The following is a 24174-nucleotide window of genomic DNA, read 5'->3' as shown; positions in this document are numbered from 1 at the left end:
TGCCCGCGTTGTTCCGCCACAGGAAAGTTCGTGCGGGTACACGGGCTTGTAGGCAAAAGCGGAATCACTTATACTGGTAGATAGAAACTGCGAGGGAGGCGGGAATCTTATGCAGAAGTGTTATACTACCGGTGAATTTGCCAAAAGGGCGAAAGTGACCATCCGGACGATAAGGTATTATGATAAAAAAGGTATCTTACAGCCCAGCTTCCGCAATGATGCGGGATATAGGATGTATACTGATCAGGACTTTTTAAAACTCCAAAAGGTGCTGTCTTTAAAATATCTGGGATTTTCGTTGGAAGAGATCAAAAATATGACAATCAACGATGATGTATCAGATATTACAAAATCGCTTCAGATGCAGGCGGACTTGCTTCATAAAAAAGCAGAGCATTTGAAGCTGATGGAAGAAGCTTTGCGAAAGACGACAAAAATAATTGAAGAGACCAGCGAGGTAGACTGGAATGAGATTCTCGGCCTGATCCATATGACGAGTATGGAGCGGACTCTGGTAGAACACTATCAAAACTCCACAAACCTGGATATCAGAATCAGCCTGCATGACAGGTTTTCTGTAAATAAACAGGGGTGGTTCCCGTGGCTTTTTTCTCTTGTGGATTTCAAGGATGCGGATACAGTGCTTGAGGTCGGCTGCGGCAATGGACAGATGTGGAAAAATGAACAAACAAAAGAATTGTCAGGTATGAAAGTCATACTATCGGATATCTCGGAAGGGATGTTGTCTGATGCCCAAAAGAATCTTGGAGGGGTGAGGGGACCTGATTTTTTATTTCGGAGGTTTGACTGCCAGAACATACCGTTTTCTGATAAGACCATTGACCGGGTTATTGCCAATCATGTGCTGTTTTATGTTGGCAGTCTTCAAAAGGCACTAGAGGAAATATGCAGAGTGATGAAAGATGACGGGATTTTTTACTGCAGCGCTTATGGAAAAGAGCATATGAAGGAAGTCACGATGCTGGTCCAGGAGTTTGATCCGCGCATTAGTCTGTCGGAAGTAAATCTTTTTGATATGTTTGGCCTGGAGGAAGGGGAAGCTGTTCTTAAAAGGTATTTTGCGGATGTGAAAAAGATAGGGTATGAGGATGCTTTAATCGTTACCGAGGCAGAGCCTCTGCTGGATTATATTCTTTCCTGTCATGGGAACCAGAATGAGATATTAAATAACCGCCAGATGGAATTTAAGAAGTTTCTGAAAAAGAAAATAGATACACAGGGACAAGTAAAAATTACAAAGCAGGCTGGTGTATTTGTGTCAAAGAAAGAGAAATGACAAGAAAATAGATGGAAATAAAAGGAGGATCGATGGTTTACAATAAGCTAAAATAATGTTATATTAAAGATAAAGAAAGGAGCAAACTGCCCACGTTGGTGGTTAGCCTCTTGGGTATAAAATAAACCTACCTTGACTGGCTAAGTACAAAGGTAGGTTTATTTATTTGCGCTTGTTTTTCCTATCAATATAGGCAAGCAGTGCCAAAATGAACATTCCAAACGTTATCATTAAAGATAAAGCCTCATATGTAGTCATCAGCACCACCTCCCCTCTTTATCAAAAGTTGGGAGGCTACCACCTTGTACACAGATTGCTCCGTCTAAACATCATAACATTTTCTGTATTTAAAAACAATATATTTACAATAAAGAAGATATTTAGAATATAGAATCAAGCCTTGACGGTTACGTTACGTCACCCATTATAATGACACTAACTGATAACGGACAAAGAGAAAGGGAATATTCATTATGAAAGGAATTATTTTAGCAGGCGGTTCCGGGACAAGGCTGTATCCGCTGACCATGGTTACGTCAAAGCAGCTGCTTCCCATCTATGACAAGCCGATGATCTACTATCCGCTGTCTGTGCTCATGGACGCAGGCATCCGGGAGATTCTGATCATTTCCACTCCAGACGACACACCCCGGTTTGAGGCGCTTTTAGGAGACGGGCATCAGTTTGGAATCGAGCTTTCCTATGAGGTTCAGCCTTCACCAGACGGGCTTGCACAGGCATTTATCATTGGAGAAGAATTTATCGGTGATGATAATGTGGCGATGGTTCTGGGGGACAATATTTTCCACGGACACGGGCTTAGGAAACGTCTTCAGGCGGCAGCCAACAAGAAGAGTGGGGCTACGGTATTCGGCTATTATGTAGATGACCCGGAGAGGTTCGGCATCGTGGAGTTTGACTCTGACGGAAAAGCCATTTCCATAGAAGAGAAGCCGGAACATCCAAAGTCCAATTACTGTGTGACGGGACTGTATTTTTATGACAACAGGGTTGTAGAGTATGCAAAGAACCTTGCACCTTCGGACAGAGGTGAGTTAGAGATTACAGATTTGAATAAAATCTATCTGGAAAATGGAGAACTGGAAGTTACCCTGCTTGGACAGGGATTCACATGGCTGGACACGGGGACACATGAATCTCTCGTGGAGGCGACCAACTTTGTCAAAACAGTGGAGACACACCAGCACAGGAAGATTGCATGCCCGGAGGAGATTGCATATCTTCAGCACTGGATCACCAGGGACCAGCTGTTAAAAGACATTGAGCCTCTGAAAAAGAACCAGTACGGACAGTACCTCTTAGACGTTATGAATGGAAAGTATATAGACAAGTAAGACAGGAGAAAACATTTATGAAGATTTTAGTGACCGGCGGCGCCGGATTTATCGGAGGGAATTTTGTGCATCATATGGTGAACAAATACCCCAACGATGAGATTGTGAATCTGGACCTGCTCACCTATGCGGGGAATTTAGAAACATTAAAACCAGTTGAGGATAAACCGAACTACAAGTTTGTAAAAGGTGACATTGCAGATGAAGCATTTATCATGGACCTGTTTGAAAAAGAACAATTTGACATGGTCGTAAACTTTGCGGCGGAGAGCCATGTAGACCGCTCCATCACGGATCCCGGTATTTTTGTGACCACCAATGTGATGGGAACGAGAGTGCTTCTGGATGCCTCAAAAAAATATGGGGTAAAACGGTATCACCAGGTATCGACGGATGAAGTGTACGGGGATCTTCCTCTGGACCGTCCGGACTTATTTTTTACAGAGGATACACCTCTCCACACCTCCAGTCCATACAGCAGTTCCAAGGCCAGCGCAGATCTGTTTGTCCTGGCTTATTACCGCACATACGGACTGCCAGTGACGATTTCCAGGTGTTCCAACAACTATGGACCGTATCATTTCCCGGAAAAGCTGATTCCGCTTATTATAAGCAGGGCGCTGGCAGATGAGGAACTGCCGGTATACGGAAAAGGAGAGAACGTCAGAGACTGGCTCCATGTGTCTGATCACTGTGAGGCCATCGATCTGATCCTCCATAAAGGAAAACCGGGAGAAGTCTACAATGTAGGCGGACACAACGAGCGCACAAACCTTGAGGTCGTGCAGACCATACTGAAAGCACTGGATAAGCCGGAAAGCCTGATCAAATTTGTGACAGACCGCCCGGGACATGATATGCGCTATGCCATCGACCCGGCAAAGATAGAGACAGAGCTTGGATGGAAGCCAAAGTATACATTTGATACCGGAATTCGTCAGACAATTGAATGGTATCTGAACAACAAAGAATGGTGGCAGAATATTTTGTCCGGTGAATATGCAAACTATTTTGAGAACCAATACGGAAAAAGGTTAGAACAGGAGCAGGTATGAAGATATTAGTCACAGGGGCAGCCGGACAGCTGGGCCATGATGTCATGGACGAACTGAAAAAGAGAGGCCATGAAGGGATCGGTGTGGATGTGCAGGAAATGGACATCACAGACGCCGAAAAAGTACGGCAGGTGATAACGGCTGCAGATGTGGATGCAGTAATCCACTGTGCGGCTTACACTGCGGTGGATGCGGCAGAAGACAATGCAGAACTGTGCAGGAAGATCAATGCGGACGGCACTGAACATATAGCCCGTGTATGCCGTGATCTGGATCTTAAGATGATGTACATCAGCACAGATTATGTGTTTGACGGACAGGGAGAAAGACCGTGGGATCCGGATGATGAGAGGAATCCGCTGAACGTATATGGGCAGACAAAGTACGAGGGAGAACTTGCCATTGAACAGAATCTGGACAAGTTTTTTATTGTGAGGATTGCCTGGGTGTTCGGAGTCAACGGTAAAAATTTTATCAAGACAATGCTGAACCTGGCTAAAAATCATGACAGGCTTACCGTGGTGAACGATCAGACCGGATCTCCTACTTATACTTATGATCTGGCAAGGCTTTTAGCAGATATGATAGAGACAGATAAATATGGCAGATATCACGCTACAAATGAAGGACTTTGCACCTGGTATGAATTTGCCTGTGAAATATTTAAGCAGGCGGGCATCGAAATCGAAGTAGCTCCGGTGGGCAGCGATGAGTATCCGGCCAAGGCAAAAAGACCGGAAAACAGCCGGATGAGTAAGGACAAACTTACACAAAACGGTTTTGAAAGGCTGCCGGCATGGCAGGATGCTCTTGCCAGATATTTAAAAGAAATCGGGTATTAGGAGGAACAGATGGGAAAGATTAAGGTTACAAATTGTGAGATTGAAGGACTGCATATCATTGAGCCGGCAGTGTTCCCGGATGAACGGGGATATTTCATGGAGACATATAACCAAAAGGATTTTGAAGAGGCAGGGCTTGGCATGACCTTTGTACAGGATAATCAGTCCATGTCGGTAAAAGGAGTTTTAAGAGGGCTTCATTTTCAGAAGCAGTATCCACAGGGAAAGCTGGTGCGCGTCGTTCGTGGTAAGGTATTTGATGTGGCGGTGGACCTGAGAAAAGACTCTCAAACTTACGGAAAGTGGTTTGGGGTAGAATTATCCGCAGAGAATAAAAAGCAGTTTTATATTCCGGAAGGATTTGCCCATGGCTTCCTCGTCCTCTCAGAGGAGGCAGAATTTTGTTATAAGTGTACAGACTTTTATCACCCTGGAGATGAAGGCGGGATCAAGTGGGATGATCCTGACATCGGCATTGAATGGCCATTTGAGGAGGGTACGGAATTGGTGATCTCAGAGAAAGACCAGAAATGGTCCGGATTAAAAGACACTTTTAAGTTTTAAAAGACATTTGTTATCATAGCGGTATGATAGGAAATATAGACAAAAATATAGAAAGGCCGATGTATGGGCTAACCATCCTGTACATTGGCTTTTTTATTATATTTTTTGGGGTTTTAACAAAGTAGAGTGTAAAATAAATCATCTTAAAATTCTGTACATAGTGCACAAATAAAAGGCGGAATTGTTATTAAATTGACAAAACTTTGACATTATAATTGACATTATCTTTCGATGGGCATACAATCAAGGGGAATTAATATGTTCTATATCAATCTGTGGGTTAGATGAAACACAGATTTTTTGCATTTATATCAAAATAAAATAAGGGGCATTAGTCCGTAGGGGGAACGGAGTTATGAAAAAACGCATTAGGCAGATCATTTCTATCATTCTGTCACTTTTAATGGTGGTACAGAGTCCAAATTTTTCAGCAATTATTAAAAATGTAAAAGCAGATGAGTCGCCGGGGCTGCAGGTCAGCTTTTCCTGTAAGCAGGAGCCGGGGACCAATGTTACGATGCTTAAAAACGGGGCATCTGAAGAACTGACAGGACAGGTCAATGTCACAGCCACGTCTTCCGGCTATGCAAAAGGAGCAAAAGTCACCGTCGCATTGCCGTCTTTTTTCTATGACAGCGACGGAAATCTCCAGGTTTATGATGAGAATGTCAATCCGGAGGATGTAAAGCTTGGAATGCAGGCCAACGTCATAGAGGCGGACAGCTGGCAGACAGTGGAGGGAAAGGCATTTGACCAGGACACAGTTTATAAAGGCAAGATCGTATTTGTAGCAAGCAATGACCTGAAGGCCGGGGAATCTCTGACCTTCCGTATTAAGGTGAAGTTTTTCGGAGATGTGCCTGAGAAAACACAGGGAAAGATTACCGGAAGCTCATCTTACCAGGAGTACTACGATAAGAACGGCAATAAGATCGCGGACGAATGGAAATCTCCCGGGGTAGATGAAAATGCAATTAAAGTGTTTGTAAACACGAATCTTTCATGGGAGACGGTGTTTGAAGACTCCCCTGCCATTCCGGTATGGAAAGAGTATAATTATGCCGATCACTATGTTACAGTTAAAAACACCTCAGAGTCAGAGGATAAGGACGGTCCGAAAGATGTTTCATTTGATAAGATCAACCTGATGTTTGAGCTTCCGTTCTGCTCCTCCGAAGGCGGGGTAGACGGGATCTTTACACGGGATATCACAAAATGGATTTATAAAGACGGGCAGATCATCGAAAATACAGAGCCGAACAATCCAAATTCATGGAAGAACACGGAGTTTATCGGGAAAGAGGATAAGGGAGGTGTTCTCGTCTACGATGTCACAGATCTGACAGATGAAGAGATCAAAGATGGGAAGCTTGGAAAACCTATCCCTTATTCTTATACCGGAAACGGTCAGATTGCAGTCATTCATGAAGAAGAAATACACTCTCCAAACTACGCAAAAGAACACCCGGATAAAAACCTGCACCACCAGGCTAAGTTTCTGGTAAGGCTGCCGTTCACAAACAATATTCAGTTTAAGGGCAGCAGCACGACCAACGAACTTCAGACGAAGCTGGTATCCACGATTATTTTTGGAAAACCGGAGATTTACTGGTCTAAGACAAATACAGCTACGGCTACCTTTATGAAGCCGCAGCCGGATTACTCTGCGAAAAAAGTTTCAGAATCAGAAGCTCCGTATAATAAACACGTTTATGTAAACAGCTTATCCGAATTTTATATAGAGAGCATTACAAATAAAGGGAATATCCCGCTGTTTTCACCGAGAGTGACAGATACGGTGCCGGGTCAGTTTATGTTGGACGGACTGTTTTATGAGGTTCCGAAAAAAGATGCAGACGGCGGAATAGAAAAGTTTCTGGCGAAGGAGCATCCGTTCCAGTATGAGGTTACCAATTCCGCTACAGGAGAAAAGCAATGGATTGACTTTACCCAGAGTGTGACAGAGAAGAGTACCGATGATGAAGTGAGGTGGGGAATCTCAGGAATTAAAGGCAGGCTTCCCGGCAATGCCACGGGAAGAGTCCGTGTGAATCTGAAAGAAAAGATAGATGCCGGAACTACACTGCCAGGCAAGATCGTGATCAGCGGTTATCCCAAAAACAACGTTACGATTCAGAATAAAGCAGAAATCCAGTTTGACTACAAATACTACAAAGTTGGCGACGGTGATACGGAAGGCGAATGGATGGTCAAGGAGCAGGAGCCGTACAAGATCCAGGCAGATATGGTACTGACTCCTCCTGAAATCGACACTGTCGTCACAGCAGTACATACAGAAAAGAAAGAAGGGGAAAGCCAGGCAGCAGTGACCGAAGGCGGTAGCAGCCGGTCACCGTATCATCAGACAGTATACGGAAAATACAACCGCCAGGGCATGGACGGGTATATTCTGAGGGCAGGAACCCAGTCAAAAGGGCCGATCGCGCCCGGATATCTTCAGCTGGATGTACCGGGAGCTGCCAATGACAGAGGATATGTGACAGAAAATATCCTGCTGAAAAAGGATCTTCTGGATGCCATGATCAATGTCTCTGTGGGAACGAGCGAAGAAGATCAGCAATATCCGTCCGGAAATCTCATTCTTAAAGATGTGAATAACCAGACAAAGAAAATCTCTTTGAAGACGCTCGTTCAGGGCTACGCAGACGGCGACGGAAATGTGGTGATTGAACGCAGTCTGTGGAAGGGCGATTTAGATAACCTTAAAAGTGTAAGGATTGAATACGACTATTTTGCCGGAGACCAGAAAATTGTAAACGGAGATGAACTGGCTGCGGAGACCTATCTGAAGGTTATGGGAACGTTAAAGGATTATGGTTCCCTTACCGCCACCGGTACAGTTTCCACAAACTATCCGGGGACATCCACGAGCTCTGTGACAAAGACAGGGACAGGGACGATCACGATTGAAGGGGTGAATCCGGCCATCACAGGAAATGTCTACAATGAGCCGGATCATCCGCAGGCATCCAATCTGACATCCATTACGGTGCCATATAATGAAGACAGTGCTAAGGCTGTGTTCCATATAGGTAATAAGTCACACTCAGAAATGAACCCCGGGGAATTTCTGATGACGTTGCCGACAAATGTGGTCGATGAAAAGACGGTGGGATTCCTGGCAGATGAGATCACCATCAAAGATTTGAAAAAATTCGGAAAGATTTCAAAAATAGAATTTTATGATATTTCCAACAACACTTATGCAGGAAACTCCAAGGAGCCGGATTTTGTTCTCCCGGCGGATCAGATCCCGGCAGAAAAAGACGGATTGATTACGATTCCTGAGAGTTTGTGGAAAAGTTCTATGGCAAACGGACTGAAATATGTAAGGATTATATTTGAGCCGTTTAACGGAATGGAAACTGCGGAGAAACTGGACATCACCGTAGGCGGAACCGCAGACTTTTACGGCGCGGCTTCTTTCAGGGGTGAATGGGCATGCAAAGATGCGCTGAACATGAACAAACCTGCTCAGACAGCGGGCATGACAATGAATGTCAATAATCCGAAGCCTGAAGTGAATGCACATTTAAATCCATACTATGATAAGACAGAGATCAATACAGAAAACAACGGCAGTATGGTGGACGGCAATGTGATGGGGCTTGCGGTTCCTTATGAAAAGGAAGCTTCCTTTTCCTTCTGGTTTGGAAACAGTGCGGCAAATGATGCACATGATTTCCATACGGTGATCGATTTTACGGAATTAAATTCCGCCAACCAGCTTTCTGCCGAGACAGGAAAAGGTTTTTATGCAAAGTCTGTACTGATCAGGAAAGAGCTTCTGGATATTGCCGATGTCAAAGAAATTACAGTGACAGGTTCCGAAGGCAGCTTAACTCTTGTCTATGACAAGGATGCCAAAACATTCAAAGAAAAGGGCCAGCCTTCCAAGACCTATACTTTAGAAGGAGAGGGCTGGAAACTTCCGAAAAGCAGCGTTAAGGATCTGGGAATTCTTAGCGGGATCGAGGTGACCGGAGGGACAATGAAAGGCGGGAAGGTGCCGAAAGCGTCACAGTCCATCGAAGTAACCGGATTTTCCGACATTGAAATGCGCAAGGTTAATCAGGCGGCTGCAAAAATTACGAGCAAACTCTATACCACCGACAGGTCCTTTGAACTTACGAATCAGGATGCGGCAAGGCTGATGATCAGCCCGATGTATTTTGATACGGTCGTAGACGCACAATTTGTAACGCCGGATAATAAAACAACCAGATATAATAATGGTGCAGAGCCTTCCGAGCATTACCGTTCAAGCTATGGATACAGTGATGATACGAATCTTGAGATCGGCTATAAAGCGGTCGGCAGTATCGGAGTCGATTTCCGACAGTACCTGCAGGATTACAGCAGCGGGCCCCCGGAAAGACACAATAATCAGGAGCAGTATAATGATTCTGCATACAGCAGATATCAGATAAAGAATTATGCCTACAATACACCGGCAGATCTGAAGATGACAGTGAATCTTCCGTCTGAGGGCTTTGAGACATACTATCTGAAAGTGGATCCGAGAGTAAAGGACTATGTAAAAGAGATTAAATTATACCGTGCTGATGGATCTTCCTATACGATCGATGATCCGAAGGCGGTCTGGGCTGCCAATGAAAATGCCAAGAGCTGGGACGGACAGAATGGATATTGGAGAATCAATCTTCTGGACGGGGAGCCGAATTACGAGGCAGAAAAAGAAGGGAACTACTACCGTCATCCAAAAGAAGAGCCGGACGGGAAAGAGGCGGTCAAAAAAGCAGAGATTCGTTTTTCTGTTAACCAGCAGGAATACGAGGAGATCGGAGGCGTAAAAACTGCCAAATCACCGGATTACGGCACATGGTATAACCAAAGCAATGTAAATACACAAAATACCTTCGAATTTGTGGGAAGGTATTATAAACTTGGAAATTATAAGGCCTCTGCAGAGACAGAAATGACGATCGGCGGCACTGAAAAACCTGACGGAACGAAAACCGAAATAAAAACTGAAAATACAGACACTACGAAGAACAGCAGCTACCGTTCCGGCTGGTCATTTAAAAACTACTATTATACATATGACTGGTATGGAAGTTATACCGGTTCACAGGAATACACAGCAAGACATATGAGATCGGAAGTGCCGATCACTGTCTATGACGATGCAAGAATGTACTCTCTAAAAGGAGTCAACCTGCATCCCGAGACGGACAGAAAAGAGTCCTATCCATATGGTGCAACCGGATGTTACAGCATGTCTTTCTACCGGGACAAAACCGGGGCTTCCGGAAACTGGAGCGGCTATTATCCGTATATCGACAATGCGGTGCTGGAAGACACACTTCCTCCGATCACAAAAAGTGACGGGGAGTATAAAGGATTTAAGAGTACGTCTGTTCAGATCAAGAAAAAACTGCTGAACCGGACAGACGGGGATATTATGCTGACGCTTTCCGACGGAAGCACAGTAAAAAGAGCAGCAGCGGATTTCAGCGATGCAGCAGACGCAGATTATAAAGAGATCAGGGTGTTTTATGAAGGAGAGGACAACGCGGGAGAAGCTGTGGACGGAAAAGATATCGTTCTGAATTCCGGACAGTATCTTACGAAGGTTAAATTGTTTGTCAAGGACATTGCCGGTGACGGTGATTTCAGCAAGACTGAGATCGACGGAATATCCAAAGACACGGTATTTGACAACCGCACGGAACCGATGATCAACATCTACGGTGAAATACTGGCGCTGAACGGCGACGGAAATAATGCCGGAGTCAATACGGTTAACACCAAGACGTTTAAAGACTATGATCCGGTCAATACAGTAATCGAAGGAAACACAGAGACGGGTACTCTGCTGGCAAGAAGGATTCCTTTGAAGCCGGGTTATAAGCTGACTGCCAACAATACAAAAGGATGGGATTATCAGGCATCCAAACTTGATGCCGGTAAACCGGAAATGAAGCCGGAGTCTTCAGCGTTTACCATCCATCTGGAAAACGCCGGTACAGACGACGGAGGCAGCGATCCTGCCAACTCTGAATCCAGGGACGCAGATATCAGCGGTTTTGCCTTTGACCAGGCTCTTGACAGCCGGTTCCGGCTTCAGACAATTAAGATTCCGAAAAGTGTCTTTGACTCTGACAAGTGGAATGTGACTCAGTTCAAGATCAATGACGGAACCCACTCCGGTGATGATAAAGGAGTGGACGTAAAAGACAAGTTTAGGCTGGAGACAATCAATGATGAAGAATACTATGTTTTAGATGTCTCCAAACTATTCGTGGGGGACGATGCCTTAAATACATCCACCTATACAATAAGTGGTACAGAATTTACAAAATGTTATATCCAAAGTTTTACTGTAAAAATTGAGGCCAAGGAAACCGATGGAAACAAGAATGAAAAATTCCTGAGACCGGGCCAGGCATTAGAGGATATTATCTACGACGGAATCTTTGTGGACCGGACAAAAGAAGATTTGGAAAAGGATGAGTGGAACGAGAATTCTGTGCCTACCATAGGAGGAAGCGGTACACATGATTATTTCTACACTTATTACATCCGAAACAGCATTCAGAATTTTAAGGCAGAATCAGCTACATTCGGTTATCAGCAGAGTACGATAACTGCCGCTCCCCATGCCGATCAAACAGTTTATAACAGAGTTTCCCATGTGGAAATGAAACAGAAGCGGGAGGATGAAGAGACGAAATCTCCTGCGTATGATGAAAAAGACGGAATAAAACTGGAGGTAGATAAGGATCATATCATTCCAGGCGACAGAATTGAATATCAGGTGACGGTTTCCAACAAATCCGAAAAGGAGTCTGACGGTTCTGAGACGAATACGCCGTTTAAAAATCCGGCGGTTCGGGTGACGGCACCTGTAGGAATGAAGATCGTGGGATGGAAGTATGCGAAAAAGACAGATTCGGGCATTGGAGATCTGAAGGGTGAATTTGTAGACAACAGCAGTTCTGTATCAACGAGGACACCTGTGGTAAATGGTGCACTGGAGGCACCGGAATCAAAAAATACATACCGGAATCTGGTGATTACAACCGATACAGATCATGGAGACCAGTATCTGAAACTGAACAAAGACTATACTGTGACTGTTGTTCTGGAGGCGAAGGATGAATTTTCCGGAGCATTTGAAGGAAAAACAGTGAATACAAGCGTCTATGCGGGAGGCGGTCAGAGAAATCACTATTACCCATATTATTTCGGAAACAGAGACACGAATCCGACCTATTCTTACTCCTCATGGTGCAGCGATGCGTTTGGAAGCGCCAGTTTCATTAAACGCTGTGTGGAAAACAGCTCTGCCGTCGATCTGGCACTGAATAATACACCTGTGCCGACAGGAGAGCTTACAAGTTCTGTTTCTTATATGGATGCGGGAACACCTGCAATGAAGTTTTCCAATCCATCTTCTGTGGAAGGGGGAACGGCATGGGTCAATGATTTGATGGATGTAGATCTGACGGTTTCCGACATTAAAAACAATACGATGCATGATCTTAAGGAAACAGGAATTGAAATTGACCTCTCCAACCAGACAGTAAAAAATGAACAGAATTTCTACCTCAGAAAATGGCCGGAGGCAAAATATACGGTTGCGGGAACAGAACATCAGGCTGTCTTTTACTATAAAGAAGACGGGGACACACACTGGAAAGCCATGGATGCGTCCTTCCGGTCTGATGACAGCAACCTGAAAAAAGTAAAGCAGATCAAATGGGTCTACGAGGATGTTCCTGCCAAAGATGGTACAAATATTTATAAAATGCCGGATGTCATTCTTCATGGAACGGCGAACTACGTGGATGAAAACGGAGCATCTTCTGTCAACCAAAATTACAGTACAATGAATGGTATTCTGGATATTGACTATGGCCATGAACACTATAAAGTGTCAGATGATGACAAGATGGAAGCCCATCTGCTGGCAGATACAAAGAATACATTTACCGTATACCGGCTGCTGCCGAATATGCTGGCAGACGTCCAGGCGTTTGACAAAGAAGAAGACGCAAAGAGCGCCTATGCTGAAAATAACAGCAAAAACAAAGCAGTGTACCGACCGAATGAAAGTTTTTGGTATAAATTGACTGCCTGGAACAAGCGCACAGACGACAGTGCCAGAAGAGGGGCCCTTGATCATCCGGTGCTCTATGACAAGATTCCGGAATATGTAGATGCACCAAATCCGGATGATGTTGAAATCATATGGTATGACAAGGACGGACATGCGAAGGATTCTTCAGCTTACCAAAAACCAGCAGTCACGGTGACTGACATGAAAGATTTTGATATCGGAGGAAGTCAGGAATTTGAAAAAGTGACTTCAGGCACAGACAGGAAGCCGACAGATACAGCGAACAATCCTGCAGAGGAAATTAACTTTAAGATCTACAAATACGACTTCGGTGATCAGGAGCTGTCCAGAGGCGAACGGATCGAGATCGTCTATAAGACCAAGGCGAGAAAAGAAGACCTGCCGATGGCATCATGGAAGGATACAAAAGAAAACGCATACCTTCCGCGCTATGGAGAATATGCAGACGGTCCTGCGCCGAATGCAAACAATACAGCCGCAAAAGCTATGGATATGGATAATCTGATCCATGATTTCGGAGTTACCGGAACACCCGGAAAAGGCATTGATCCGGGAGAATTCCTGACGGATTCTTATGCATATATTCCGGGCCAGACGACCAGTGACGGAGGCAGATTTTTTGATTATGATATCAATTCTTCTTCCAGGCAGATGTGTTTCACAAATATGACTGTGACAGACCCGTCCAAAGAGGCCTCAGCTGTATCCTACCGCACCGGTGCCGGAGGGGGAGGCACGGACAGTGCCTATTACAGGTATCTCACATCCGGAAGGGTCGTATCCGGAACGGGCTCTGCCAATATGAATAAATGGAAGAACATCATTGGTGATGAATACCACAATATTATCTGGGCAGAACATGCACTGCATCTGCAGAAAGCGTGGATTACCGGAAGCAGTGATATGATAACGGATCAAAAATACTACGATCAGGCAGATATCAATTATTCCGGCGGTTCCGGACACAGAGATGACGTTCCAAACTACGACCAGCAGACTGCGGCATTGGAAGCTGAAGAAAACTATGTAACAAGGCTTTATGCGCTGAACTATGGAGACTGGGACACAGACGGAGCGGAGTTTACTTACGTGATGCCAAGAGGTACAAGACCAGTGCTGAAAGACGGCAGACTTGAAGTGAAGGCCGAAATGAAGGACGGTACAAAGATTACTGTTCCAGAAGAAAATATTAAGATACTTCAGCAGCCGGGAGATACGGATATCGGCGCTCTTGCGCCGAAAGAACTGGCAGACCCTGTGCATAACGGAGCATATACCGGAAAAACATATAATGCAGCAGATGCAGATTCAAAAGCATGGGTGATCCGAATTACAGTACCGGAGAAACTTACGCGGTTCTGGAACAGAGGAAGTCTGGATGCATCCAAACAGCAGCATTACCAGATGTCTGTAGAATTTAAATCCGAAGTGTTCAAAGAGAACATGAATGAAATGTGGTATGACCGTCTGTATGTGCGGCCGGTCGATATAGAATCCAAGGACAGCGAAGTTCCGAATACGATGTATCACCAGATTTATGACAAGAACGACAGCATGGATATGTCCGAGGCAAACAAAAGCGGAACTGTTCAGTGCAATGATTTGGAAACCGGTATTTGGTATTGCTCATACTGTAATACAGAAGCCTACTATAATCTGCTCTCACCGTGGCCTCTTTACCTGAAGGGAAGGAATACTTATTCTCAGGCAGTGGACAGAAAAGATATAGGATTTAACATTGAAGCTTCAGACGGAAGTACAGACTCCACCAAATATGCGGTCACCGGAACGAGGGCAAAACAGAGGAAACCTTTGGTCCGTTTCTGGGCGGAATACGGCAGGAGGGATGAAAATGACGTCCTCAGTGCTGACCAGTGGTATGCTCAGGCAGAGACAGAGGTGAAACAGCTGAATGTCCGCCTGGAAAATGAGTATATCCTGTCAGACTATCACCACGGAAACGGAAGCGGTGCCGACAGCGGAAGAAGCTATAACTACACTACGAACGGAGGAGCCAGGGGAACCCTGTTTAAACCGGTTGTGACCGTTGTGCTTCCTTATGGCGTACAGCCTGTGGATGAAGACGGTGAAGTGATTCATGCAGATTCTGATGGATCAGTTGTACAGAACTTTGACTGGGAAATGGAACAGAAAGTCTGGTCTTCCGGAGGCAGACTGGCTGCCGACACAGATCCGGACCTGCCGGCTGATTTAAAATCCAAGTTTGACACAGAGATCCGGTATATGGATGTGGATGACGACGGAACAGCGGCAAAACGGTATGTGATCCGGTTTGTTCCGAAAGCAGGAACCTCCACAGAGGATGTCAGAGTGCTCTCAGGACGGTCCAGAAACATAAAAATGAATGTAATTGCAGCAGATTACGCCGGAAACTGGCCGGATGATGCGGATAAGACAAAGGATTGGGACAGCACGAGAGTCTACCTGGGAAGCCAGCATAATCTTTTCCGATATATCACGGACGAACAGATCGGCGGCGAAAACGCAGGCTATGCGGTCGGCGTGGACACAAATCAGGGCTATTATAATCAGGACCCGCGTCTGGATGCAGTCAGCCCGGATTATACGTACAGCACGTACCGCACAGGAAAAACCATATATGACAACAAGGCGATGGCAGACAGGGCGATTGGCCGGATGACTCCTTATTTTGAAGGCGACAAGATCAGTCTTCAGGATACAGGACTGGCAGATTCCCTGCTGTTCTGGCAGACCGGAAACGGAGAAGACAAATACACAGACCTTAACTATGATGGAAAGAAAGAAACTGGGGACGGCGCGGAAGAAGCCGTGCTTCAGGATCATGGAGTCATGAATACAGCAAGCCTGTATTCGAAAAATCCGAGAATCAGTCTGACCGCAGGCATTTCCGGCAGCAGAACAGGAACATATTATTCCGCAGAGCCGGAAAATAACACTGGAAGCCCGGCAAAACTGGCTCCGATCCAGTTTGCCTATGGCGACAATCTGTGGTATCAGCTGAAAGCGGCCAATACTCCGGCTGAGAGGTCAGGGTACTGGGGACCGCTGACTGATTACGGTACAACAGGGGATATAACACATTCAGCCTTTACGGTTAATCACACGCTCCCGAAAGCACTGGTCTATGATGACAGCGGCGATCTGGAAAGTTACTATATCGAATATGTGGACCGGGACGGCATCAAACAGACCTTGAACCAGTCAGATCTGGAAAGCAGTGATCCGTCCAAAAACAAAGGCTGGAAAATACAGCTGGAAGTAAAAAAGGTGAAAGACAAGGACGGAAACTATGATCACCAGGAAATTCTGGCGAATATTATTCCGGGACAGGAAGCAGATGTTACTTCCGGGAATATCCATAAAGGAAAGCTGCCGTCAGGAGCGCTTAGATCGGGCAAAGACTTTACACTGTTTTTGAGATCCAGGATTGCAGAGCTTCCGGAACCGGAAGATATTCTGAAAGATCCGGATTACTGGCAGTATAATTCAGAGTCCAGCTACCTTGATCTTCACCGCATGGACGGAGACTTCGTGCCGGGCGGTAATTTCAAAGAGCGTCCAATCGAGACGGTCAGCTACACAAACCAGGTGAAAGACAGCCAGGAAAATGATTATGACTTCGACGGAATCTTCGATGAGCGGTACAGCATGGCAAAGGCTGCCGGAATCAGAGTGACAAAACCTTCGGTTTCTATGCGCACAGACACAAAAGACCCAAGGAGAATTTACCAAAAGGATGACATCACTCAGGATATCCGGTCTTCCGATGCACTCTATAAGACAAAAGACGTATTTACCTTACTGGTCGATGAGGCTACTGTGCATAAGGGCAACCTCAATCAGTTCATCGTCCAGTATAAGATTCCAAACCGGGCTCCGAACACTGTGAAAAACGGACCGGCAGAGCCGACTGATCCAAGGATCGCTGTCTCTGTCAAGCGGGTCCAGACAGGAAAATGGGAGATTCCGGCCGATACGAAGTGTAATGTTGATATTGGCGAACTCAGAAAACACCTGAGAGTTTATGTAGAAGTCCTGGATATTGACAGCGGAAGCTCTAACGTCACAGACGAGACCGACAAAGATATGAACTGGGTGCGCCTGAATCCGGACGGAGCAAAAATTGATGAAAACCAGGTGATCGAACTGACGGGGGCTCTCAAAAAATATTCTGAAAAAGGAGCCGTCGACGAGATGCGCTGGATCGTCACTTCCGACGATCCGGCACACTATCCGGTACCTCAGGGGTTCCGGCTGGATCTGGATGCGGATGACAGTACTGCAGACAAAGAAGATGTCTCTGCCGTAGAAAAGAAGAAAGCAGAAAACAACGGATATAAGACCGACAAGATGCATGCAGATTCCTTTACGGACAGTGTCAACAAAAATGCGCTGCAGATCGCCGTTCAGGTCGGTTTGGAAGAGCAGACAGAAATCAGTAAATTCCCGAGCTTCTTTGTGAGCGGATGGGGCAAATACAGCGATACACAGTATGCAGGGCTTACAGCCCAGGATGACCGGGCAGGAGTGGAGATTTCCTCCCAGAATCCGAGCATGGATTTGAAACAGAATCTGCTGTATCTGAAAAAACATGTGGACGCAGACAAGAATATTTCCTATGAGTGGGATAAAAACATCGCGATCAACCTGAAGAACAGTTCTAAACTGAAACAGACGGTACAGCTGATCAATGCCAGTGACGAGATGATGAACCTGCCGTCCGACGATCCGGAGAAATCCAAAGAGGACAATATGTCCAGGCCGGAACTCACGGTAGGACTTCCGTTCATTGCCAACATCGATGAAATGAAGTTTGACTATGTGCCGTATGACCAGGTGATGAGTGACAAAGACTGCCCGCTTAATCCGGATTATTCAGCAAAGAATGCCGATACACAGAACCGGTTTTACTGGACGTGGCGCATCATAAATGCAGAGGATGAGACATTGGCGCCGCATATGGAAGAGCTGAAGCTGAAAGAGGGATCACCGGTATTTTACCGGAAAGCGGTTGATACGAGCAGAGACCGGAACCTGGTGACCTGGAGGTTTGACAACGATTTAGCGCCGGGAGATAAGATTGTCATCGACTACACATACGAGATTCGGGAGCCAAACATCGGAGTACCTTTGGAAGATATGACCACAAAAGTATACGGAACGAAAGACGGTTCCTTCCGGTTCTTCATCACAGATGACGAGGACGAGGAACAGGCTTCTCTGAGAGTCGATGTCTCAGATGTCAACGATGACAGCAATAAGACCGATAAGAATCTGGCAATTTCAAGCAATAATATTGCATTTGAGGCATTCAGCACACTGACCAGAGGCAAGAAGGTCGTCACAGATGTGGATGACTCTTACCTGCTGAACACCAAGCCGCTGCCGGTACAGGAGGGAGGAAATTATACATTCTCAGATATCCTGACCAATACCGATACAACATCCAACTACTCCGTTCCAATTTTCTTTGATGTGCTGCCGTATGACGGTGACAAGGCCATTACAGGAAGCAAAAACGCCGACGGTTCCTATACATCTCTGACCCGTGAGTCCAAGTGGAACGGCTGGATCGATTTAGACAGCTTCAGGATTGAAAAAGCGGATACGGGAGGAACCCACACGCTGGATGCAGGAAAGTATGATGTGTATGTGGGACCGGTGAAGAAGAATGCCGACGGAAGCTACGCTCTGTATGACATGAAGGATATGCCGGATGTAAACGAGAGAAGTACAAAAGAATACTATCAGGCCATTGCCGATGACGAGACGAAGTTAAATCAGCATTTTGTAAAGGCAGAAGATCTGATAAGTGCAAATCCTGACAACATAGAAGAAATCCGCAAGGGCGTCAGAATGTTTATGGTGCGGTTTAAAGATCCGACTGCGGACTTTGGCCCTGCTACCAGCTATGTTTTGAAATATGACATGGAAGCTCCTCTGAACCTTCCGTTTATGAAGGGTTCCGCGGATGCAGCTAAAAATGGAAACGACAGCGATCCGTTTGTAGGCTGGAATACCTTCGCCTTCTGGGCAAAACGGGATGCTCCGGTTGACTCCGCAAGATCAGGAGTCGTGCTCCAGGCACCAACAGGCCGCGGATATGTGGGTGATTACGTGTGGAATGACTTAAACGGCAACGGAAAGCAGGATGAGGCCGAGTACAAAGAGGCCAAAAACGGAAGAATGCTTCCAAGCAAATGGACCACAGATCTGGATGGAGACGGAAAGGCCGACGATCCGGGAATCAACGGAGTCAAAGTCGAACTCCTGACGGAGAGTGGAAATCCGTGCAATGTAGACGGCGAGGCCGTGATTAATAAAAATGGCCAGGATTACGTCATGGATGAGACGACAGGAGATGTGAAGCTGGATGAATACAACGGAACTGTGACGACAAAGAAGAAGCCTTATTCCACTGTAACCAGAAGCGATTACTGGGGCAACCAGGGCTATTACATTATTGCAAATCTGAAGCCGGGCAAATACCGCCTGAGATTTACAATGCCGAACAAATATGACGACTATCAGCTCTCCACGCCGATTACCAAGACTAACACGAAGGTTTCTATCGGACATAAAGGAGATAATGGTCTGACTGCGGAGACTTATACTACCGACAGCTTTGGCGTAAAGGCTATTGACCTGTCTTCCGAGGCGGCTGTAAAGGCCTATGACAAACAGGCTGTGGATGCGGATATCGGAGTCACGAAGCCGGTACGCTACAAAGGTATCGTTTGGAAAGACCTGATCGATGATGACGGACAGAATCATGAAGATACAGACTTCAACGGAAAGATCGATCCGGGCGAAAAGCTTCTGGAAGGAGTAAAGGTCACTGCTTATGAGAAGGGTAATCATTCCCCAGCCGTGGGAATGGACGGAAAACCTCTGGAAGTAATGACAGACGCAGACGGTGTGTATCGTTTTGACATGCTCTGGCCGAACAGGGAATACTACTTTACCGTGGAAGATCTGAGCATAGACGGACAGTTAATGAAGACATCGCCGGTGCGGCTCACAAAGAATCCGCTGAAATACAGCAATGACAATGATGGAACGATGATCGTTTCCGGAAATAAAAACATTGCCAAAACTGAGAATTTTAAAGCGGTTATTCCGACCGATGAAAACACCGGCCGGCCGGTATACGACAATGACGGCAAACAATATGCGGTCTGCGACGGAATCAATTTTGGCCTGGTGCTGGCAAAAGCAGGATACATCGGTGATTATGTCTGGGATGACAAGAACAGAAACGGTATTCAGGACGAAACAGAGAAACCGCTGAAAGACATCAAAGTAAAACTGGAAGCTTATTATTATGATTCTGATCAGGACAAATGGATCAGGATTGAGAAATATGACAAGGAGACGATATCATCTGAGGAAGGCGCATATTTCTTCTCCAATCTTCCGGTGACTGCGGCAGTCTCTTTCGACGGGGGACCGGACATTGATTATCTGATGGGTTACCGTTTAAGCGTTCCGGAGATGAAAGAAGGGTATATTTATACAAAAGCAGCCCAGGGAAAGGATAAGACGAAAGACAGTAATCTCTATTCCGACGGACGCGTAAAAGACGCTAAGATTCCGTATATCATTCTGGCAGAGGAGATTAAGAAAGAGGACATCACAGAGGCCAACAAGAATACGGTGATCTCTTACCAGAATAAGTACTATGACACATTAAATGCGGTCTTTGACAGAGACTATGACATCGGACTCCTTCCCTATGACAAGGGAGAAATCGAGGGGCTCATATGGGACGACACGGATGATAAAGACGGCCTCCAGTCAAAGAACAAAAAAGCCGTCAAGGGAAGGACTGTATGGCTGGAAAAGAAGGTAGTGCCAGAAGAGGAGCCCGTTCCGGAAGAACCGGAAGAGGAAAATAAGGAGGAGACAGACGATCATACTCCTGCCACGGCAAAGAGCAGAAAGAAAGGAAGGGATGGAACGATCCGGACCGGAACCGGAAGCTATCAGGAGCCGGTAATGCCGGAAGATGACACTTATGAGACGATAGCTTCTGTAAAAACTGACAGCAGCGGTGTCTTTAAGTTCAAAGATCTGGATGTTTATAACAAAGAACTCAAAGTTCCGGAAAAATACCGGATACGCACAAAGAAAAATAACGACGAGGATCTGACCCTTTTAAAGGTTGGAAACGGAAAGAATGCAGAGATCGACAGTGATTTTGGTCTCTTTGACGAAGATGACCGGCTGCATGCTATCTCAAACAGTTTCCTTCTGGTCAATACGCTGGAGTCAGAAGATGCCTACGGAAATCTCTATGATTATGTGACTGCACGGGACGAAAAGACGGTGGACTGCGGTATCATTAAATATGAAAACCGCGTAAACCTTGGAGATAAGGTGTGGAATGACGAGAACCAAAACGGCATTCAGGACGAAGGCGAGAGGGGCATTAAAAATGTTAAGATGAATCTTTACCGCTATGATGCAGAAGGTGATACATGGCAGACGGTGAAAGATCTCCGCGGAACGAGCAGTATCAAGACCGATAAGAATGGACATTATAAGTTTACTGTTCCGGTGACGGACCTGAATCCGGAATCCAAAGATTATCTTAAACCTTACCGTTATAAAGTGGAAGCTGAGACACCTTATGAGGCCTTTCTCACAAAACGAACTGCAGGAAACGACAAGGAGACCGACAGCGACGGCTGGTACGTGGACGAAAACGGACAGCCTTCTGAAGAAGAGACGATCACGGGAATTGCCGGGGCAAAAGAATTCGAGTTTGTGAGCACAAGAATGCTGAAGCTGAATGCAGAAGAGGCTGAGAAACAGGGGTTTGAGGAAGATGCAGACAGAATGATGGAAGTGGCTGATCTGAATACGGTAAAAGATGATGAGAGCATTGACTTCGGATTCTTCTATAAACAGGAGGAAGTGCCTTATTATAAGGAAAACAAGAAAACTCCGAAGCAGGAACCAAGACAAAAGAGACAGCCGAGACGTCCGCTTCGCGTACTGAGGACCGGGGATGACAGGAATCTTTTCATATTTATTATACTGATCGCATCATCTGCCGGGGCAGCAGCTGTCCTGTACAGAAAGAAACGGAAGGACGAAGAAGCATAAGAAAAAACATCCATCATAAGCGATTTTAAGTTTGTGGTGGATGTTTTTCTCAATGACAAAGACAACAGGAGGGAGAACGTTGGAAAAGGCAAAAGACTTTTTACAGAAAAAGAGAAATCGAGTGGCCGTGGCCTTTGCCGCCGCGGTGATCCTGGGGATTGCCGTATATTTTATGACGAACAGTGGAGAAGATTCCGCAGAGGTGCTTTACAAAGCGGAAAAGGAACTTGCGGGACAAAAAAGAGAGGAAACTGCAGTAGGTATCCAGAACTACCAGGGAGGCCTTCATCCGGCGTTTGCAGAATATTCAGGAGAGAAGACCCTTTCCGATCTTTTGTTTTCTCCTCTGATCAGGATTAAGCAGGACGGCTCAATAGATTATATCCTGGCAGAAGACATCGATGTTTCTTCGAAAGGGAAAACATATACAGTCAGATTAAAGGACGGACTGAAATACAGTGACGGATCAAAACTTGCCGCCGCCGATGTGAAAAAAGATCTTTTGCTGCTTGGAGACGGGAGATCTTCCTTTGGTTTCCGTGACTGTTTTGCAAGGCTCAAAGGCTATGATTCAAATAAACTGACCCAGTCAGAGGATATGGAAGGGATTGAAGTCAAGGATGATACAACGCTTGTATTTCATTTTACCGAGCCGGACCCGGCCAATATGTATCTGTTTACGGGAGGAATCGGCAGAACGGCCAACAGGGCAAAAAACAAGTACTTATATACCGGCGCATTTATGCTGAAGGGACAGCCGGCCAACCTTCCGATGACTCTGGAAGCCAACCCGAATTATTATGACGGGAAAGTCAAGGAGAAAAATATTCTTGTCAAAAATATAAACAGCAATAATATCGAGGCAATGCTCACGAAGGGAAATGTGGATATCACACAGTTCCAGGCCAACAAAAGCCTGATCTCCCGCCTTAAGAAATCCGGGGTGATTACCCTGTATCACGGAAGCAGTGATGTACAGGCAGTTTTGGATTTTAAATCGGACAGCAAATCGGCAGTAAACAAAAAAGAAGTGCGGCAGGCAGTCTGCTATGCTTTTCAGAAAGAGAGATTTGTGACAGACTCTCTGGGAGACAGCGGGCAGGCAGCTTTTTCTAATTTTAAGGAAGGAAGCTTTATGGCCGGAGCGGAAAAGGAAATGTATCCTTACTCTAAGGAAAAGGCAGAGGAATGTCTGAAAAATGCGGGGTATGAGAAGAATAAAAAGGGGATCTTTGAAAAAGGCGGAAAGGAGTTGTCTCTCACTCTGAAAGCGGACGGCATCCTGTATGCGGATTTATTTGTACAGCAGTTTACCAAAGATATGAAAGCGGCAGGCATCATTGTCAAGACGACGGATTCCGGAAACTATGACCTCTATTACCGCAATGCAGCCATACCTTCTCTGACCTCAGTGGGAGCGTTTCTGGACGAAAGAAACTTTCAGGATGAGAAACTTGTAAGTCTGAATGCCCGGCTTAAAAAGGCGGAAGATTTAAAAGAAGCAGGGAAAGTGTGTAAAGAGATCGATGAAAAAATTCTCAATGAGAGTCTTACAATGCCGGTATATACAGAAAGAAAGTTTGCTGCTGTGGGAAATGGCAGTCATAAGATAGAAGTGAAGGATATTGACCGGCCCTTCAGTGAACTGTTAAAATAACAGGAAGAGCAGAACCAGAGGGGGCAGCATAGGATACTGCCTCCTTTTTCTCTGTTTCACAGAGGGAAAGTTTTACATAACGAACTTTCTCTTGAAAAAGGCATAGACTAAAGGAAAGAAGTGAATACAAAAGTTGACTTTTCCCATAGAAAAATGTACGAT

8 protein-coding genes are annotated in these 24174 nt (G+C 45.6%); 7 read left to right on the top strand and 1 reads right to left on the bottom strand.

Annotation, left to right across the window (positions count from 1 at the left end):
• Positions 1–109: 109 nt before the first annotated feature.
• Positions 110–1297 (top strand): MerR family transcriptional regulator, encoded by a 1188-nt coding sequence (locus ANCC_RS17080; protein WP_006568203.1) that lies wholly within the window; start codon positions 110–112, stop codon positions 1295–1297.
• Positions 1298–1459: 162 nt separating this feature from the next.
• On the opposite strand, the gene ANCC_RS18095 is transcribed toward ANCC_RS17080, so the two are convergent.
• Complete coding sequence (locus ANCC_RS18095; protein WP_156340705.1) at positions 1460–1555, bottom strand: putative holin-like toxin; 96 nt, start codon at positions 1553–1555, stop codon at positions 1460–1462.
• A gap of 215 nt (positions 1556–1770) precedes the next feature.
• Here ANCC_RS18095 and rfbA point away from each other — a divergent pair, with 215 nt between their 5' ends.
• The 6 genes from rfbA to ANCC_RS17045 all read left to right on the top strand — a co-directional run bounded on the left by rfbA (position 1771) and on the right by ANCC_RS17045 (position 24012).
• Complete coding sequence (gene rfbA, locus ANCC_RS17070; RefSeq protein WP_006568204.1) at positions 1771–2652, top strand: glucose-1-phosphate thymidylyltransferase RfbA; 882 nt, start codon at positions 1771–1773, stop codon at positions 2650–2652.
• A 17-nt stretch (positions 2653–2669) separates the two neighbouring features.
• On the top strand, positions 2670–3707 hold the full coding sequence (gene rfbB / locus ANCC_RS17065) for a dTDP-glucose 4,6-dehydratase (protein ID WP_006568205.1): 1038 nt from the start codon (positions 2670–2672) through the stop codon (positions 3705–3707).
• A complete protein-coding gene (rfbD, locus tag ANCC_RS17060; protein WP_006568206.1) occupies positions 3704–4549 on the top strand; it encodes a dTDP-4-dehydrorhamnose reductase in 846 nt (281 codons plus the stop codon). Before rfbB ends, rfbD begins: the two co-directional genes overlap by 4 nt.
• Positions 4550–4558: 9 nt before the next feature.
• A complete protein-coding gene (gene rfbC / locus ANCC_RS17055; protein WP_006568207.1) occupies positions 4559–5113 on the top strand; it encodes a dTDP-4-dehydrorhamnose 3,5-epimerase in 555 nt (184 codons plus the stop codon).
• A gap of 355 nt (positions 5114–5468) precedes the next feature.
• Positions 5469–22355 carry an SdrD B-like domain-containing protein gene (locus tag ANCC_RS17050; RefSeq protein WP_006568208.1) on the top strand — a complete coding sequence of 5629 codons (16887 nt, stop codon included), beginning with the start codon at positions 5469–5471 and terminating at the stop codon, positions 22353–22355.
• Positions 22356–22434: 79 nt separating this feature from the next.
• Positions 22435–24012 (top strand): ABC transporter substrate-binding protein, encoded by a 1578-nt coding sequence (locus ANCC_RS17045; protein ID WP_233458285.1) that lies wholly within the window; start codon positions 22435–22437, stop codon positions 24010–24012.
• Positions 24013–24174: the final 162 nt, after the last annotated feature.

It is taken from the genome of Anaerostipes caccae L1-92, assembly GCF_014467075.1.
Classification (GTDB): Bacteria; Bacillota; Clostridia; order Lachnospirales; family Lachnospiraceae; genus Anaerostipes; species Anaerostipes caccae.
This window is presented reverse-complemented; position numbering and strand designations above follow the sequence as displayed.